Below are 17,934 nucleotides of genomic sequence, written 5' to 3' on the forward strand. Positions count from 1 at the left end.
AAGTTCAGGGTTAGTATAGGAATAAATTAACAGGAGCAATAGTATGTCAGGAATATCAAAAATAGAAGTAATTGAATCAGCAGATACACTAAAAAATCTCATGAAACAACAAAAAACAGCTTTGAATTTTGCCAAAGTTCAAGCTTTATATCTTTGGAAAATTCAAGTGGCTGAAACGATCAGATACTTAGCGGTAATGATGGGACGTAGTGAGAGAACAATTTACGAATGGTTTCACTTATATAAGACGGAAGGATTAGAGGCATTATTACAAGAACATAATAATACCATTTACAAAAAGTAGCTACACAGATAAAGCATTAACAATATAATCCCAACCTGCTAAAGACAGGATAAAATCTTCTTGTAAATTATTTAAGATATTAGCTACTTTATTTTTGACATCATCTAAGTTCTTAAACCAGATATTTTTTAACTGTTGTTTGATATATAACCACAGTCTTTCAATCGGATTTACTTCTGGACAATAAGGTGGTTGAAATAACAAAATTATATTCTCAGGTACTTCTAACTTTTTGGCAGTATGACAGGGTGCATTATCTAACTGTATTATATGAACCTCATCGGGATATTCTTTACTAAATTCTGTTAAATATTTACCAAAGCATTCACTATTAAAATGAGATAGTTCATAGAAAAAACTTTTGCCATTTTCTACTTCGATTAATCCATAAAGATAATAATAGTCATAATGCCATTGTAATTCTTGTTCTGGTTTGACTCCTTTTAAAGTTATTTTCCTTCCTAATTCTGTTCTAAAACCTAATCTAGTTTCATCTTGACACCAGTAACAAATATTTTTAGTATCACCCCATTTCTCTTTTATTTGAGCTATTATGCCTTTTAATCTTATGGGTAAATACTCTTTAAATACGGATATTACCCCTTCATTTTGATACTCATGATAAGGACGTGGTACTTTTAATTTTGCCCCTAATTCGTATCTCACTAATTGATGTATTGTGGTATAACTTATCTCAATATCTTGACAAGTAAATAACCATATTTTTATTTCTTGGTAACTGTTAAATCCTTGAGGCTCACTTAATTCTTTTTGACCAGAGCCACTGTTTCTAGCTCTAGTTTTTTTGGTCTTCCTGTTTTATTATGTTCTTGTAATAATGCGTCTAATCCTTCCGTCTTATATAAGTGAAACCATTCGTAAATTGTTCTCTCACTACGCCCCATCATTACCGCTAAGTATCTGATCGTTTCAGCCACTTGAATTTTCCAAAGATATAAAGCTTGAACTTTGGCAAAATTCAAAGCTGTTTTTTGTTGTTTCATGAGATTTTTTAGTGTATCTGCTGATTCAATTACTTCTATTTTTGATATTCCTGACATACTATTGCTCCTGTTAATTTATTCCTATACTAACCCTGAACTTACTTTTTGTAAATGGTATAAAACAGGAAGACCAAAAAAACTAGAGCTAGAAACAGTTGCTCTAGTCAAAAAAGAATTAAGTGAGCCTCAAGGATTTAACAGTTACCAAGAAATAAAAATATGGTTATTTACTTGTCAAGATATTGAGATAAGTTATACCACAATACATCAATTAGTGAGATACGAATTAGGGGCAAAATTAAAAGTACCACGTCCTTATCATGAGTATCAAAATGAAGGGGTAATATCCGTATTTAAAGAGTATTTACCCATAAGATTAAAAGGCATAATAGCTCAAATAAAAGAGAAATGGGGCGATACTAAAAATATTTGTTACTGGTGTCAAGATGAAACTAGATTAGGTTTTAGAACAGAATTAGGAAGGAAAATAACTTTAAAAGGAGTCAAACCAGAACAAGAATTACAATGGCATTATGACTATTATTATCTTTATGGATTAATCGAAGTCCAAAATGGCAAAAGTTTTTTCTATGAACTATCTCATTTTAATAGTGAATGCTTTGGTAAATATTTAAAAGAATTTAGTAAAGAATATCCCGATGAGATTCATATAATACAGTTAGATAATGCACCTTGTCATAGAGCAAAAAAGTTAGAAGTACCTGAGAATATAATTTTGTTATTTCAACCACCTTATTGTTCAGAAGTAAATCCGATTGAAAGACTGTGGTTATATATCAAACAACAGTTAAAAAATATCTGGTTTAAGAACTTAGATGATGTCAAAAATAAAGTAGCTAATATCTTAAATAATTTACAAGAAGATTTTATCCTGTCTTTAGCAGGTTGGGATTATATTGTGAATGCTTTATCTGTGTAGCTACTTTTTGTAAATGGTATAAGCCAAAAGATTGGGGGTAAAATATTAGCGATCTCTCAAATACTAAATCCCAAATTCTATTTTAAAAATTTAATTGCTTCTTGTTTTGTGTTAATTAAACCATCTAAAGTTGCCATTAATAATTGTTCTAAAATATTTTGAAATTCTGGGCTAGGTTTATATCCCATTTTGATTAAATCATTACCATTTAATGGGGCTTTAATTTTTGACCACACTGTTAAATATTGCCAAATTATTTTACGAATATTTGGTAAACTTCTCGCCCCTAATAAGATTAAAGATGCTTTACTATAATTTCTTAATAAAATTACTTGATCAGAGATTTTTTCACACTTTAAAATATGCTCTAAAATTTTGTTTTCTAAAAGATGAAAATTCGTTAATCTTTCTATACTTTCCTTTGGTAAATGAAAGCTATTTGCTAAATTTTTACGGTTAATTTCTTTTAAACTTAAAATTAAAATTTCTAAACGCATCAACCAATGATGTAAGGTATTGTCAGGATCAAGCACTTTTAACCAACGATCGAGATAACGCACTTGCCACCATAATTGTGGTGTTAATTTTAAACTAGAATCAAGACATTTTAAAGCGTTTAATTCTTCTAAAAATTGCAATGCTTTTTTCCAATATTCACTATTTAAAATATATTTTAATTCTGCTCTAAGTCTGGTAGTTAAGGCGGGAGCTACATTTGTCCCTAGTCTTAAACGCTCATAAACTCCACTTTCGATCGCATAACGGATATAATTTTCTGTTTGAATTTCTAAATTAAATCTTAATCTTACTGCAAATCTTACAGCCCTAAAGATGCGGGTGGGGTCTTCAATAAAACTATTAGGATGTAATACTTTGATTTGTTTCGCTTTTAAATCTAATAAACCTCCGAAAAAATCTAATAATTCTCCTCCCCTTGGCTCAGTTAAACGAATGGCCAAAGCATTAATGGTAAAATCTCTACGGTAAAGATCCTGACGAATGGAACTAGCCTCAACTTGAGGATTAGCGGCCGGATAGGGATAAAACTCAGTTCTGGCGGTGGCAATATCTACCCATAACGAGCCGAAAACCGGATCCTTGTGCCATAATAAGGCGGCCGTCTGAAAATCACCATGCACCGATAACCTCACATTAGGATAAATACTCTGTAAAGTTTGAGCTAATTCTACCCCTGCCCCCACATCGGCGGAATTATGAAAACCATCAACCACTAAATCAATATCTTGGAGGAATAAACTCTCATGATCCTGCTCTAATAACAGATCACGCACTGCTCCTCCTACCAAATATAAATGCCATCCCCTCCTATGGGCTTCGATCGCCGCTAAATTTAAAATTTGCCAAATTTTAGAGGTGAGACGCTCACGGATGGAGGGTAAAAGACACGATGTGCGGGGGTTTTTCTCGTTATAATCAAGGTGGCGCTCCTGTTTATCTTGATGCAATTGTCTTAGTACATCAGTACGGGTCACAATGCCAATTAACTTGCCGTTTTCGAGTACGGGTAAACGCCCCACGTCATAAGTTACCATCAGAGACTCTATTTCAGGCAAAAGGCTATCAGGAGTAATGGTTTTGAGGTTTTGACTCATGTAGCCTTTAACGGGGGCATGGCTAAAACCGTGATGTAAAGCCAGATCTAAGTCCCTTCTCGCAATAATACCTACTAATTGATCATTTTCGTTAACTACCGATAGCCCTGAATGGCCATAACGGAATAAAATTCTTTCGGCTTCTTTGATGGTGGTATGGGGGCGGATCGTGCGTACGGGGGAAGACATTAATTCCCTTGCGGTTAAAGGATGGGGAATTTGATTTTTTAATTTTTCGAGTAATTCTTCAATAATTATCTCTGAATTTATCTTTTTTAAAGATAAAGAAGCGGCTTGAGAATGACCTCCTCCTCCATATTCTGAAAATAAATAATGTAAATTTGTCCCTTCAATGCGAGTTCTTCCAATAATAGTTAATCTTTTTTGTTCCTCACTATCCTCTAATACCTCACCTCGATGGCGGTAATAACGATGAGCCATCAACATGGCATCACATTCAATCAATTCAATCAATCTAGCGGTAAGATTGGATAAACCCGGAATAAAATTTTCACTATCCAATAAGACGGTAACAACGGTATAACCGTATAAATTGAAGGTTTTGAGGCGGTTTAAGGCTTGGGTAAAGAGTTGTTGCAGTTGGGGGGATAAACTAGGCTCTACATATTCGCCCATAATTTTCACGTTTGCGCCCTGTTCCATCAACCAGGCCAAGGCTTTCGCATCTCTGGGGGTAGTTTGTTCATAAGTTAAGGATCCGGTGTCTACATGGATACCTAAGCCCATCACGGTGGCTTCAAAAGTAGTTAATTTAATATTTTCGGCCTGTAATTTTTCAACAATTATAGTTGTACTTGCGCCCACTTCTTCTATTTGTTGAAAGTTCACTTTTAGATCGCTATTAGCATCTAAATGATGGTCATATAATTCGATCTTAATATTAGGTAATTCTAACCAACTTTTGCATTTTCCAAGGCGATCGCTGTATTGGGTATCAACAATAATTAAAGAGCGAATTTTTTTAGGATCAACACTTCTTCTTTCAATAAAATTATATTCATCTCGATGTAAGGCTAAAAAGTCCTTAACGGCGGGATGTGCGCCTCCGGTTAAAACAATTTTTGAGCCTATTTTTAAGCGACTTAAACCAACGGCCGCCCCCACCGCATCAAAGTCTGCTGTTGTATGACATAAGATTAAATCTAACACTTTTATAATTGATAATTGATCATGGATAATTAAGAATTGACTAATAACAAATAATTAATTAATCATTTTTTCTAAAGCAGAAAGATCGGGAATAGAAATAATATTTTGATCCCTTTCAATTAAACCCCTTTGCTCAATTTTGGTTAAAACCCTAGTCACAGTTTCCCTTGCCAAACCGCTTAAACTACTCAACTCTCGATGGGGTAAATTGGGTATTTCTAAACCGTGTTTGCCCTGTTTACCCTGACTTTCAGCTAAAAAGAGAATTATATCTACTACTCTGGAAATACTATCAGATTCTCTTAATCTTAAACGGCGATTGACTTGACGTAAACGGGTAGCCATTAACTGAGCCAAACGCACTCCGGCCAATGGTTCATGATGAATTAAATTAACAAAATCTTGAGAGGGAATACTGCTGATTTTAGTAGGAGTTAAGGTAATTACATCGGTAGAGCGTGGAACTTCATCTAAAGCGGCCATTTCACCAAAAACTTCACCTTTGCCAATAATATTTAATGTTACTTCTTTCCCATCCACATTATAAGTTCTAATTTTAACCCAACCATCAAGGATAAAATAAACCGATCCGCCCCAATCATTTTCTAATAAAATTACTTGGTTAGCAGGGTGAACACGAGTTACAGTATGGGCTGTGACTTGTTTTAAACTATCTTCAGGAATGCCTTTAAAAAGGGGAGTTATTTCTAGTAATTCCTGTAGATCAAGGTTTATATCTCGATGGTGATGTTTTTCATCCATTTTTATTTAAGATTTAAGATTCAATGTTTTATTATCTCTTGTTTGTGATCAATTGTCAATTGGTTATTTGTTATTTCTTATCGTAAATTATTAATTATTAATTAATAATTATCAATTAATAATTAATTAATATTACATTGAGTTAATTTGTTTGCTAAAATTTCAGCGTGTTTCCACCAAGCGTAACCCCCCACCCACCTCCGAGACGGTAAATTGCCCTTGGGGGCTTTAATACTAAAACTTAAATCTAAACCATCACAATGGGGGCGATAAGATAACCAACCAATACGCTCACAAAATTGAATATAATCTCCATTAACTTCTTGATAAATACGTTTTTGAACAGAAAAACCAAAATGACCATTACTGTATTTTACCCATAATTGATCAATTAATTTTAAAGTTTCACAGGGTAATTTTTCTATATCACTATTAAATAAATATTTACCAATTTTTTTTTCTTTTAATTGGCTTAATAATTCCGCCGTTTCCTCATCAGCTTTTTTCCAATTATGACTTTTTAAATATTTAGTTAACTTGTCTAAATTAATCTCGAAATTTAATAAATTTACTTCAGATTTTTCTTCAACTAAAGTACCTTGATTATTAACTGAATTATTATTAGTTAATATGGTAGACTCTAAACTAAGTCGCTGTAATTGTTGTTGAGGAGTCGGGTTGATTTGAGGAGGGGAAACGGAAGAAATATGAGTAGATGTTTTGAGCAATAGGGGATCAATATCTTGCAATACTTCATTAGCAGATTGATAACGTAAACGTAAAGAAGGATTAATTAATTTATCTATAATTTTACCCAGACGATAACTAATATAAATTCCGCTAGGAATAGCCTCGTGCCAATGCCATTTTTCCTCAATAAAATCAAATAATTCTGTGGTAGATTTTTGAGTCAATAAACTAAGACAAGTTACCCCTAAACTATAGAGATCACTAGCCGGAAATACCTTTCCTTTAGTTGCTTCAGGAGACATAAATTCAGGTGTGCCAATAATAGTTGCCCCCCCCCTGATCGCTGTTTCTGTAAACAAACGAGATGCCCCAAAATCAATTAAAAATAATTTTTGATCACCTTGAGGGCGCATAATATTATCAGGTTTAAGATCCCGATGAATAATATGATGATCATGGATATATTGTAAAACGGGTAAAAGTTCTTTTAAAAGTTGCCAAATTTTAGTTTCTGGCTCTTTACCTTTGCCAAATTTTTCTTCACTTAAAGATTGACCTTTAATATATTCTTGTACTAAATAAAGTTGATTTTCCTGTTCAAAATGAGCTAAAAAACTAGGAATTTGAGGATGTTTTCCTAACTGTTCTAATTGTTGTGCTTCCTGTTCAAAAAGTTGAATTATTTTTTGTTGAATTGCTTGATTTTGCTCTTGAAAATAAAGCTGTTTAATGACACAATAGGGATGGGAAGGAAGTTGATAATCAATGCCTAAAAAAGTTCTACCAAAACCCCCTTTACCTAAAGGTTTAATACTGCGATAGCGTTGAGCCAAAATTAAAGATTTACCGCAACTATGGCAATAATTATTATTACTTTGATTTTGAGGTGAATTACAGGAAGGATTTAGACAATAACTGATAACATTTTGCATAATTATTCGTTATTTGTTCTTTGTAGAATATCAACTTATTTCTTATTACCTATTACTTATTATTTGTCACTTATTACTTATTACTTATTATTTACTCTCCACATTCACATAATTTAGAAACTTTGAGGGTAAAATTACCACTACCAGTTTCACCAAAGGCGTGAACTCGGATAATATAATCTCCTGCTTGTTCTTCTTTAATTCGCATAAATAATAAAGAGTTAGTTGAGCCATCAAGAGCATCATCGTTTTCCGCCACAGTCATGCCATCAGCGCCAATTAAAGTAATCACTGTATCAAATTCATCGGAAGTTAAATCAATTGCCACTTGATCCCCAGCCTGAAGATTAATTTTATAATCTCTAGCAAAGCCTCCCATTCCCGTAGGAATATCTTGATTTGATAAAGAGTCTTTAATTTCTTCACTAGAATTAATCTCAACTGGATTATACATTTGAGCTTGTGCTTGAAGGGGTACGACTAACTCTAAACCCACCAAGGTAGCCCCAATCATTAAGCTAGAGCTACAGATGTTAACAAAAGTTTTGATTTTTTGCATAAGAATTTTTCAAAAATAGCCTTTGGTCTGTTGATTTGTTGATTAAATTACCAGTTTACTAAAATTTAGTCATCTGACAATTTAACTATTTTTATAGTAATTGAAAATCACAATTTGTGAAAATTTTTTCACAAATACTTAACCCCCCCCCATTTTTCTTAGTCAGAATAGCTCATCTTCTAAGTTAAACCGATTTAATTGTGTTGGCGAGAATGGGCAATTTTCAAACTTAAGAAAATTACCGGAATGATGCCCACTAAAATAATGGCTAAGGCGGGGGCTGAGGCTTCAATTAATCTTTCATCTGACGCATATTGATACACTCTTACTGCTAAAGTATCAAAGTTAAAGGGGCGGATCACTAAAGTGGCGGGTAATTCTTTCATCACATCTACGAATACTAACATTCCGGCGGTTAAAACTCCTCCCCACATTAAGGGGGCATGAATTTTAATTAAGGTGTTAGTGGGGCTATTGCCTAAACTGCGGGAAGCATCGTCTAAACTGGGTTTAATTTTACTTAAACTTGACTCGATCGCTCCGAAAGAAACCGCTAAAAATCGCACCAAATAGGCAAAAACTAAAGCAGTAATTGTACCACTAAAAATTAAACCTGTGGAAATATTAAAATGGGTTTTCATCCAAGTATCAATTGTATTATCTAACCATCCCATTGGTATTAAAATGCCTACGGCAATCACGGAGCCTGGGATAGCGTAACCCATGGCTGAAATACGCACTCCTAAACTCATTAATAAAGAGGGAAATAAGCGTTGTCCATAGGCAATAATAACCGCTAAAATGACCGCTAAAACTCCGGTGATAATGGCTAGAATTAGGCTATTAGTTGCTAGTTGCCAAAAGTTATTATTGAGGGTAGTTTGAGCATTTTGAATCGTCATATTTAAGAGTAAACCTGCTGGGATTAAAAATCCTAAGGTAACAGGTATTAAACAAAATAATATCGCTAAAATTTCTTTAATTCTAGTTAATTTATATTGATATTGATGTTGATAACGGCTGGTATTTTGATAATATTTTGATTGTTTTCTTGACCATTTTTCCAGTAAAATTAAAATAAAAATAAATAACATTAAGACAGCGGCCAACTGTGCGGCGGCTACCCTTTGATCCCGTCCAAACCATGTGCGATAAATGCCCGTTGTAAATGTTCTGACACTAAAATATTCTACTGTGCCAAAATCGCTTAAAGTTTCCATTAAAGCTAAAGAAACTCCTGAAATAATGGCTGGTCTGGCTAGGGGTAAAGCAATAGTAAAAAAACTTCTTAAAGCACTACTACCAAGACTTCTGGATGCTTCTAAAGTTTTATCTGACTGTTCTAAAAAGGAAACTCTTGTTAATAGATACACATAAGGATATAATACTAAGATAAACATGGCGATCGCCCCACCTAACGAGCGAATATTAGGAAACCAATAATCATTAATACTTTGCCATCCAAAAGTATTCCTTAAAGTAGTTTGAATAAAACCATAATAGTTAAATAAATCAGTATAGGTATATGCTAATAAATAGGCGGGGGCGGCCATGGGTAATAATAAAGCCCATTCAAAAATTCCACTACCTTTAAACTTACACATTGTCACAACCCAAGCCGTGCCAACTCCTAAAATAGTTGTACCTATTCCTACCCCGATCATTAACCAAAAAGAATTAATTAAATAATCAGGTAAAACTGTAGAAGCAAGATGACTCCAAGCATCACCAGAATCAGAAAAAACACTACTTAAAACAAATAAAACAGGAATAGAAATAATTAAAGCAATTATGATAACTAAACCTGTCCAGATATTAACAGAAAAACGATTAAAAATTGAAGGTAATTTTAATAAATTATATTTTTCTTTTGATTGCATTTTATCTTAAAATTAATATTAAAATATTACTATATTTCTTGAACAGATTTTAATTTTTTTGACACAGAGATTAATTAACCCAATATTAGGTATAATTAATCATATATTTAATTAAATTTAACTTACTTATTACTTATTACTTAACTTATTACCACCCAAAAAATAGTTTACAAATATAAACTGAACTAAAAATACTAACAGCATCAGCTATCAGGCCGGCTAATAAAGAATGACGCACTTTTTTAATACCAACTGAGCCAAAATAAACCGCTAAAACATAAAAAGTTGTTTCGCTTGAGCCGTACATTGTTGCTCCTATTTTTGCAAAAATAGAATCAGCCCCATGTTCATTTATAATATCAGTTAATAAGCCTAAAGACCCGCTTCCTGAAAAGGATCTCATGATCCCTAAAAATAAATTTTCTTTAGGAAAACCAATTAAATTTAAAACAGGCTCGATCGCATTTAAAAATAAATCTAAAGCCCCTGAAGCCCGAAACATCCCGATGGCCACTAAAATTGCCACTAAATAGGGAATAATTCTGATGGCAATATCAAAACCTTCCTTCGCTCCTTCCGTAAAAACTTCATAAACTTTGACCTTTTTAACAATAATAGCATAACCAGGTATTCCCATTAATAATAAAGGAATGATATACTTAGCCGTAGTATTAAAAATATCGGTAATAGATTCAACCATTATTCTTCTTCCTCTTGAATTTTAGTAGTATCTTGAAAAATTAAATTTTCATTAGTTTGAATCGCAAAAGAAGGCAATTTTTCTAAAATTTTGGCGGAAATAATTGCACTAATTGTTGCAATTGTGGTGGCTAAAATTGTGGTCAGAAAAACTTGACTTGAGGTTGTTCCCATTAAAGCAACTACAGTCGCAGGTAAAATTAATTGCACACTTGAAGTATTAATTGCTAAAAATGTACACATCGCATTAGTCGCCGTATCTTTATTAGAATTTAAAGCTTGTAATTCCTGCATTGCTTTTAAACCAAGGGGTGTGGCCGCATTTCCTAAGCCTAAAATATTGGCAGACATATTTAAAACAATGGCACTGATCGCAGGATGATCCGGCGGAACGTCTGGAAATAATTTAATAGTAATAGGCCGTACAATTTTCGCAATTATATCTATTAAACCTGATGCTTCAGCTATTTTCATAATTCCTAACCAAAGCGCCATAATACCAATTAAACCGATCGCTAATTCAACCGCCGTTTCTGCGCTAGAAATGGCCGCCTCTGTCACTTTTTCAATCTGAGTTAAAACCTGTTGATTAGTTTCAGGATCAATAGGTAATTCAACCCCATTAATTTGATTAGTCACATCGGTAATTATGGCCATAATTACTGAAATGGCCATTAACCCAAACCAAACATAATTAAGCATTTTATCAAAAAAAAATAATTAATTGATTAAATAAATAGATAAGTATAACATTTTCTGGAACTAATGGACAAAAATTGTTTTAACAACCGTCAATTGGCTCAATTAACTTTTTAATATTTATAACATTTTTTTTTAAGATTTTTTTAATATTTTTCCCGAATATTGCAGTTATAATTGAGTTGCATATAATAAACATCTACTTAGTAGATACAATTTAATATTTTCTTTTAAAAAACATAAAATCTTTTTTAAAAAATTTAATAAAAAATCAATTTTAAAGAGGTATCAGTATGACTTTTATCGCTAAAGTTGATGGGGTTGAACATGAAGTGAATCAAGACATATCCCCTTCTATTGATTTTGCTTCACTTTATGATCAACATCGTTGGCAAATTAAACTTTTTAATGCCATTCAAATGTTAGGATGTGAAGCTTATATTAATGGCTTAGAAATACCCGATCATTTGCTTAAATCAATCCTTAATTTTGTCGTGCCTATTTGTTATCAAAAATACCCTTTTTTATTAATACCTTATAAGTGGCTTTTAATGGAAAGTGAATTATTAGCAGAAGGTTCTCAAGAATTGATGAAAATTCAATATGATCTGCCCAAGGAATTATTTAAAGTAATGCTTGGGGAAGGGAAATTAATGTACCCTAAATATACGATGGCTCTTTGGGATCGAGGTGCGCAAACTTTGGAACAAGCCCAAATAGACATGGTTCAAGATGCAATTGATAAACTCCAAATTGAAGACGGTGACGAAATTTTGGACTTAGGTTGTGGTTTTGGCAGTGCATCCCATTACATCTTGGCTAAATTTCCTAATTGTAAAATAACGGCTCTTAATTTAAGTAGAGAACATTGTGATTATATGCGCCAAAAAGCCCAAGAGCCGGATAGTTATTTTCACAGCGATCGCTTTACGGTTTGTGAACAGGATGTGAATAAAGCCAATTTTGAACAAAAATTTGATAAAGTTGTCGCTATTGGTTTATTTGAACATATTGGTAATTTTGCTGATGGATTGAAAAAAATAGACTCTTTTCTCAAGCCCCAAGGTAAAGTATTTTTTCATCTTATTTCTAGTAAAATACCCCATACAATTATGATACTTTACCTTGAAAAATATATCTTTCCAAAAGCTAGAGGCTGGAGTTATCATAATATTCCCCCCATTAATTCTAATTTTAAATTAGAAAATAAATGGTTTCATAATGGCACAAATTACGCTAAAACTTTACAAGCATGGTTAGATAATTTTGATCAAAATCAAGATTACTTGAAAACCTTAGATTATGGCATGAATTATGCAAAATTTCGCCGCATTTGGCGCTTATATTTAATTATGTGTATTGCCATTTTTAGAGCTTGTAATGGAGAAATTTTAGGTAATACTCAATTTGTATTAACTAAACAAAATTAGAAATATTGTAAAAGTAATAAAAAAACAAGTTTAATCAATTCTTTAGGCATTTTAATCAATTTTGATTACTTTTACCTTCTGTTTTTTCGTGACTTCTGCAAGAAGTCTATTAATCATACTCACACACTACAAAACAATGAAATACTCTGAAACAATTGTAGTCGGAGGTGGGCCAGCCGGAAGCAGTTGTGCTTGGCAATTGCACAGACATGGTAAAGAAGTATTAATTCTCGATCGCCAAACCTTTCCACGTCTAAAATTGTGTGCAGGGTGGATTACTTCTCAAGTAATGAAAAATCTTGAATTTACCCCTCAAGATTACCCCTATTCCCTCCTCAAATTGAAAACAAAAGTCTATATCGGCTCTTTTCCCTTTGCTTTGGGGGGATTCCCTAGCCGATGGCAAGATTATTCTATCCGTAGGATCGAGTTTGATGATTGGTTATTAGGGCGATCGGGCGCTACCGTTAACACCCATCAAGTCAAAACCATTGAACAACACCGAGATCACTATGTCATTGATGGGGAATATGAGTGTAAATACTTAGTCGGAGCAGGTGGAACAGGGTGTCCCGTCAGAAGAATCTTTTTCCCCCATCAAAGGGTAAAAAAACGAGAAATTATCACTTTAGAAAAAGAATTTCAATATCCTCAAAGAGATAATTTTGCCCATTTATTTTTCTTTCAACATGGCTTAAAAGGCTATTCATGGTATGTTCCCAAAGGAAACGGCTATCTTAACGTAGGATTAGGAGGATTTCAATTTTATTTTGAAGAATCTAAAGTTAATATTAACACTCATTTTCAATGGTTTTTAGAAAATTTGGTTAAACTAGCTTTACTGGATCCCCAAACAGCCCACAATTTAAGCCCCGGCGGTCATGCTTATTATTTATTTACTCAAGGCACACAAATTAAGAAAAATAACTGTTTTTTGATCGGAGATTCCGCCGGATTAGCAACAATTGATCTGGGGGAAGGAATTAGCCCTTGTGTGGAAAGTGGATTATTAGTAGCTAATCAAATTATGGGTATTAATCAAAAATCTGTTGTTGATCATGTTAGTTTGAATCAATTTTTTGAATGGATCATTGAGCCTTTCCTATTCAAAGTTTTAGGCATTAGTTAATACTAAATCTGCTCTTTTAAGAGTAAAAAAATAACAATTTTTGCTTTCAAAAATGATCAATTGTTCCTATTAATTGTCAATTGATAACCAGTCCATTTTTTGATAATCATGGAGATAAAATATTATGTGTTGGAGCGCACAAGCCTCGGCAACTTTAGCCACAATCGGTTTAGCCAGTACCACCTACGTTGCCATTAAAGGCGAAGATAAAGCTTTATGGATACCCCTTGCTTATTTTTCTTTAATGGAATTATTACAGGCTTTTACCTATACAGTTATTGATCAATGTGGCCTACCTTTGAATGAATTACTAACATTATTGGGGGCATTACATATCACTTTTCAACCATTTTTCCTCAATGCTTTTGCCATGCACTTTATACCCTTAAAAATTAAGGAAAAAATTAGTCCTTATGTTTATGGATTTTGTTTTTTAGGTGCTATTGCCATGTTAATTAAAATTTATCCTTTTCAATGGGCAAACTTATGTAATGTAGGCCATGAGCCATTCTGTGGCCAACATCTCTGCTCAGTACATGGTAATTGGCATATTGCATGGGAAGCACCTTTAAACGGCTTTAGAGGGTTAACTTTAGGTTATTATTTACCTGTTTTTTTACTACCTTTTCTTTATGGTTCATGGAAATTTGTAGTATATCATTTAATTTCTGGCCCTTTATTGGCCAGAATTTTAACTAATAATATTAATGAGTGGCCGGCCGTATGGTGCTTATTATCGATCGGCTTACTTTTATTAGTAATAAAAACCCCATTAAGAGAAATTTTATATACTCAAAAATGGTGGTTCTGGAAAACAGAAGAAACTGAAAATTCCCCTGTTTTAAAAACAAAAACTCCTGACTTAATCCTGAGATAAATTCTTTTTAAAAATTCTCAGATTCAGGTTGTGGGGGGGCGGATGTACCGGGTTGATTTAAAAATAAATTTCCCGCCCCATCATTTTGGTAAATACAATTAATTTTAGGATTAGCGTCTAAATTGCCAGTAAAACCAAAAGTATTCATTCTTCTTTTACAATCTTTGACTTGATCATTATTCACTAACCCTTTTTGTTCTAAAATAGCCCAGTTATTTTGTCTTAAAACACAACCCGGCTCCATTTGAGGTTGAGTCACAAAAACATTAAAAGGATTAAGAGTAATAAAAACCTTCATATTAGTAACAATTGCACTAGCCCCAAACTGTTGACATAATTCAGCATTAGGGGCTTGACGATCAATTTCTAAACGAGAATCAATACTGGCCGGATTAGAATTAGTATTGGTACTAAAACCAATCCCCACCGTTACACCTAGAATAAAAATTCCCCCAAAAATGGCAAGATTACTATAATTTTGCCACCAATTACTGTTAGAAGAATTACTTTTTTTGCTATCATAATCATAGCGATCATAATTATCATAGCGATAACGATTTGAAGGACGACGTTTCATAATTTCAGTAATAAGTAATAAGTAATAAATAATAAGTAATAAATAATAAATAACAAATCAACATTCAATAATTGTCAATTGATACCTATTTTCGATGATGATTAGAATATTTAATCCTTGTACCTGCCCATTGTAACTTTTCTCTTAAAGTTTGATAAAAAGAATAACTTTCCCTTAAAATAACAAATTTAGCCCCTTGTTCGGCCATTTTGATCACTACCCTTTGGCCGGGTAAAATCGAATTAGCTAAAACACCATCACTCCATAACTTCATATTTAATTCATAATCCCCCAAATGCCAAATATTAACCACACTTCCCGATGGTATAATAACCGGCCGACTGGATAAACTTAAAGGACAAATCGGAGTGATTGTGATGGCCTCCATCCCCGGATGTAAAATCGGCCCATTAGCTGAAGCGGTATAACAGGTGCTACCTGTGGGAGTCGCCACTAATAAACCATCACCATGATATTGATCAATAATTTCTCCATCTACTTCCATTTCTAAAATACAAGTGGGCATCCGATCGATACTGGCCGGCTTAACACACATCTCATTTAAACAAAAAAAGCGATCGCTGACAATTTTCAAATTTTGATGATTACCCTCAATTACATAAGCTTTTAACATCATCCTCTGTTGAATAGCATAATGATCACCAATTAATCTTTCCCAAACTAACTCCGTATCACAAAAAACTTCAAAAGGTTCAGTTAAAAAACCTAAATGCCCCCCCACATTAACAGCTAAAATCGGAATACCCTCTTGAGCCAAATGTCTGGCCGCCGTTAAAACCGTCCCATCCCCCCCTAACACGATTGCTAGATCAATTGTATTAGAAGCCGAAGCCAAAAAAACGGGATAAGGATTATCTTTAACACCACTAGGCCCGATTAAAACCTTACAACGACGGGCTTCCAGTTCACGGGAACATTTAAGCGCCCATTCTTTACTTTGGGCATCTCCGGCCTTATAAGCAATAATAACTTGTTTTAATAACATTAGATTTTAAAGTAAAATTAATCTTAAATTGCTCAGATCTTAAACCATGATTCACTTAAGCGAAATTGCCCTAAAAGAAATAAAACGTCTTCAAAGTAGTAGACACAAAGAAAATACCTTTTTTCGTCTTTCCGTACAACCGGGAGGCTGTGCCGATTTATTCTATATTTTAGAATTTGATCCTAGCCTCAAAGACAACGATCATCAATTTCAAACTCAAGATTTATCCATTGTAGTGGATCCTCAAAGTTATCCCTATCTTCAAGAATTAAAATTAGATTTTTCAGAAGATTTAATGGGGGGAGGCTTCCGTTTTCATAATCCCAACGCCGTCAAAACCTGTAGTTGCGGCCAATCTTTTTCAGTGGGAAGTGAGAAGTGAGAAGTGGGAAGTGGAACGTAGTGACCAATGACCAGTGACCAGTGACCAATCCCCAATGACCAACAAAGATAAATCTTGACTTTATGATCCAAATCTTGGTATAATGGCCATTTGTCAAGTTATATTAATTTGCAGTCAAAACCTTGATTACCTTATAATCAAATATACTCATGCCTACAATTCAACAACTTATTCGTAGCGAAAGATCAAAGATCAAAAAGAAAACAAAATCACCTGCCCTGAAACAATGTCCTCAGCGTCGTGGTGTTTGTACAAGGGTTTATACCACAACCCCCAAAAAACCGAACTCAGCCTTAAGAAAAGTGGCAAGGGTTCGTTTAACCTCTGGATTTGAAGTAACCGCCTATATCCCCGGTATCGGTCATAACTTACAAGAACACTCAGTGGTGTTAATTCGTGGTGGCAGGGTCAAAGACCTCCCCGGTGTTCGTTATCATATTATTAGAGGCACACTTGATGCAACAGGCGTTAAAGATCGTCGTCAAGGGCGCTCTAAATACGGAACAAAACGCCCTAAAGCGGCCGCTAAATAAGCCCTTTAATCAGGCTAGAAATTATGATTTAACATAATAACAAATATTCAAAAAGTTCTGTATTAATTAATTGTCAATTGTTCATTATCCATTGATTAAGCGATCTTGCTTAATAATATTAATTAATATTTTGTAGTTAAATTTTATTCACTTTATCCACAAGGAGAATCTTTAATGTCTCGTCGTAAAAACACCAAAAAACGTGAAGTTCCACCGGATCCAGTTTACAATAGCCGTTTAATTAACATGACCATTCGCCGAGTCATGAGAGACGGTAAAAAATCCGTAGCTTCTGGTATTGTCTATGAAGCTTTAGATATTATTAAAGAGCGCACCAATGGCGATGCTTTAGAAACCTTTGAAAAAGCGATCAAAAATTTAACCCCCTTAGTGGAAGTTAAAGCCCGTAGAGTTGGTGGTGCTACCTATCAAGTACCGATGGAAGTAAGATCCAATCGTGGTACGACTTTAGCTTTGCGTTGGTTAATCAATTTTTCCCGTTCCAGAGGCGGTAAAACCATGGCCAGTAAGTTAGCTAACGAGATCATGGATGCGGCCAATGAAACAGGCGGCGCTATTAAAAAACGTGAGGAAACTCACCGCATGGCCGAAGCAAACAAAGCTTTTGCCCACTATCGTTATTAAAATTAGTCATTGGTCATTGGTCATGAGTTGCTGAGAACTGATGACTAATGGCTGATCACTGCTTACTGATGACTGGTAACTG

At 33.9% G+C, this 17,934-nt stretch carries 17 protein-coding genes and 1 pseudogene; 8 read left to right on the top strand and 10 right to left on the bottom strand.

The window, feature by feature from the left end:
* Positions 1–43 precede the first annotated feature (43 nt).
* Positions 44–304: a helix-turn-helix domain-containing protein gene (locus Anndu_RS16905; protein WP_464102312.1), complete on the top strand. Its 261-nt coding sequence runs from the start codon at positions 44–46 to the stop codon at positions 302–304.
* On the opposite strand, the pseudogene Anndu_RS16910 reads toward Anndu_RS16905, so the two are convergent.
* Positions 305–1,365: pseudogene (locus tag Anndu_RS16910) on the bottom strand (IS630 family transposase). It abuts the gene before it with no gap.
* On the opposite strand from Anndu_RS16910, the gene Anndu_RS16915 reads away from it, so the two are divergent.
* On the top strand, positions 1,307–2,248 hold the full coding sequence (locus tag Anndu_RS16915; protein WP_464102313.1) for an IS630 family transposase: 942 nt from the start codon (positions 1,307–1,309) through the stop codon (positions 2,246–2,248). The pseudogene Anndu_RS16910 and the gene Anndu_RS16915 sit on opposite strands and share 59 nt — an antisense overlap.
* Positions 2,249–2,325: 77 nt before the next feature.
* Here Anndu_RS16915 and Anndu_RS16920 read toward each other — a convergent pair whose 3' ends face one another.
* The 7 genes from Anndu_RS16920 to Anndu_RS16950 all read right to left on the bottom strand — a co-directional run bounded on the left by Anndu_RS16920 (position 2,326) and on the right by Anndu_RS16950 (position 11,255).
* A complete protein-coding gene (locus Anndu_RS16920; protein WP_464102314.1) occupies positions 2,326–5,031 on the bottom strand; it encodes a CBS domain-containing protein in 2,706 nt (901 codons plus the stop codon).
* Between the two features lie 54 nt (positions 5,032–5,085).
* Complete coding sequence (locus tag Anndu_RS16925) at positions 5,086–5,793, bottom strand: Crp/Fnr family transcriptional regulator (RefSeq protein WP_464102315.1); 708 nt, start codon at positions 5,791–5,793, stop codon at positions 5,086–5,088.
* 122 nt (positions 5,794–5,915) lie between these two features.
* Entirely contained in the window at positions 5,916–7,415 is a 1,500-nt protein-coding gene (locus Anndu_RS16930; protein WP_464102316.1) for a protein kinase domain-containing protein, read from the bottom strand.
* A gap of 91 nt (positions 7,416–7,506) precedes the next feature.
* Complete coding sequence (locus Anndu_RS16935; protein ID WP_464102317.1) at positions 7,507–7,974, bottom strand: PPC domain-containing protein; 468 nt, start codon at positions 7,972–7,974, stop codon at positions 7,507–7,509.
* Between the two features lie 194 nt (positions 7,975–8,168).
* A complete protein-coding gene (locus tag Anndu_RS16940) occupies positions 8,169–9,854 on the bottom strand; it encodes an ABC transporter permease (RefSeq protein ID WP_464102318.1) in 1,686 nt (561 codons plus the stop codon).
* A gap of 148 nt (positions 9,855–10,002) precedes the next feature.
* Positions 10,003–10,554, bottom strand: coding sequence for a spore maturation protein (locus Anndu_RS16945; protein WP_464102319.1), 552 nt, complete (start codon positions 10,552–10,554; stop codon positions 10,003–10,005).
* Positions 10,554–11,255 (bottom strand): nucleoside recognition domain-containing protein, encoded by a 702-nt coding sequence (locus Anndu_RS16950; RefSeq protein ID WP_464102320.1) that lies wholly within the window; start codon positions 11,253–11,255, stop codon positions 10,554–10,556. The genes Anndu_RS16945 and Anndu_RS16950 overlap by 1 nt, the downstream gene beginning before the upstream one ends.
* Positions 11,256–11,545: 290 nt before the next feature.
* On the opposite strand from Anndu_RS16950, the gene Anndu_RS16955 reads away from it, so the two are divergent.
* The 3 genes from Anndu_RS16955 to Anndu_RS16965 all read left to right on the top strand — a co-directional run bounded on the left by Anndu_RS16955 (position 11,546) and on the right by Anndu_RS16965 (position 14,688).
* Positions 11,546–12,682: an SAM-dependent methyltransferase gene (locus tag Anndu_RS16955; RefSeq protein ID WP_464102321.1), complete on the top strand. Its 1,137-nt coding sequence runs from the start codon at positions 11,546–11,548 to the stop codon at positions 12,680–12,682.
* Positions 12,683–12,818: 136 nt separating this feature from the next.
* Entirely contained in the window at positions 12,819–13,811 is a 993-nt protein-coding gene (locus Anndu_RS16960; RefSeq protein ID WP_464102322.1) for an NAD(P)/FAD-dependent oxidoreductase, read from the top strand.
* A gap of 124 nt (positions 13,812–13,935) precedes the next feature.
* Entirely contained in the window at positions 13,936–14,688 is a 753-nt protein-coding gene (locus tag Anndu_RS16965; protein ID WP_464102323.1) for a DUF5765 domain-containing protein, read from the top strand.
* Positions 14,689–14,695: 7 nt separating this feature from the next.
* On the opposite strand, the gene Anndu_RS16970 is transcribed toward Anndu_RS16965, so the two are convergent.
* On the bottom strand, positions 14,696–15,265 hold the full coding sequence (locus Anndu_RS16970; RefSeq protein WP_464102324.1) for a DUF3172 domain-containing protein: 570 nt from the start codon (positions 15,263–15,265) through the stop codon (positions 14,696–14,698).
* Between the two features lie 85 nt (positions 15,266–15,350).
* The gene (locus tag Anndu_RS16975; protein WP_464102325.1) at positions 15,351–16,271 is read right to left on the bottom strand and encodes an NAD(+) kinase; all 921 of its coding nucleotides are present in this window, start codon (positions 16,269–16,271) and stop codon (positions 15,351–15,353) included.
* 46 nt (positions 16,272–16,317) lie between these two features.
* Between Anndu_RS16975 and Anndu_RS16980 the strand changes: the two genes are divergently transcribed.
* The 3 genes from Anndu_RS16980 (at position 16,318) to rpsG (ending at position 17,852) form a co-directional block, all read left to right on the top strand.
* Positions 16,318–16,653: a HesB/IscA family protein gene (locus tag Anndu_RS16980; RefSeq protein WP_464102326.1), complete on the top strand. Its 336-nt coding sequence runs from the start codon at positions 16,318–16,320 to the stop codon at positions 16,651–16,653.
* 170 nt (positions 16,654–16,823) lie between these two features.
* Complete coding sequence (rpsL, locus tag Anndu_RS16985) at positions 16,824–17,207, top strand: 30S ribosomal protein S12 (RefSeq protein ID WP_464102327.1); 384 nt, start codon at positions 16,824–16,826, stop codon at positions 17,205–17,207.
* 174 nt (positions 17,208–17,381) lie between these two features.
* Positions 17,382–17,852, top strand: coding sequence for a 30S ribosomal protein S7 (gene rpsG, locus Anndu_RS16990; RefSeq protein WP_464102328.1), 471 nt, complete (start codon positions 17,382–17,384; stop codon positions 17,850–17,852).
* Positions 17,853–17,934 lie beyond the last annotated feature (82 nt).

Source organism: Annamia dubia NIES-4383 (assembly GCF_055394725.1).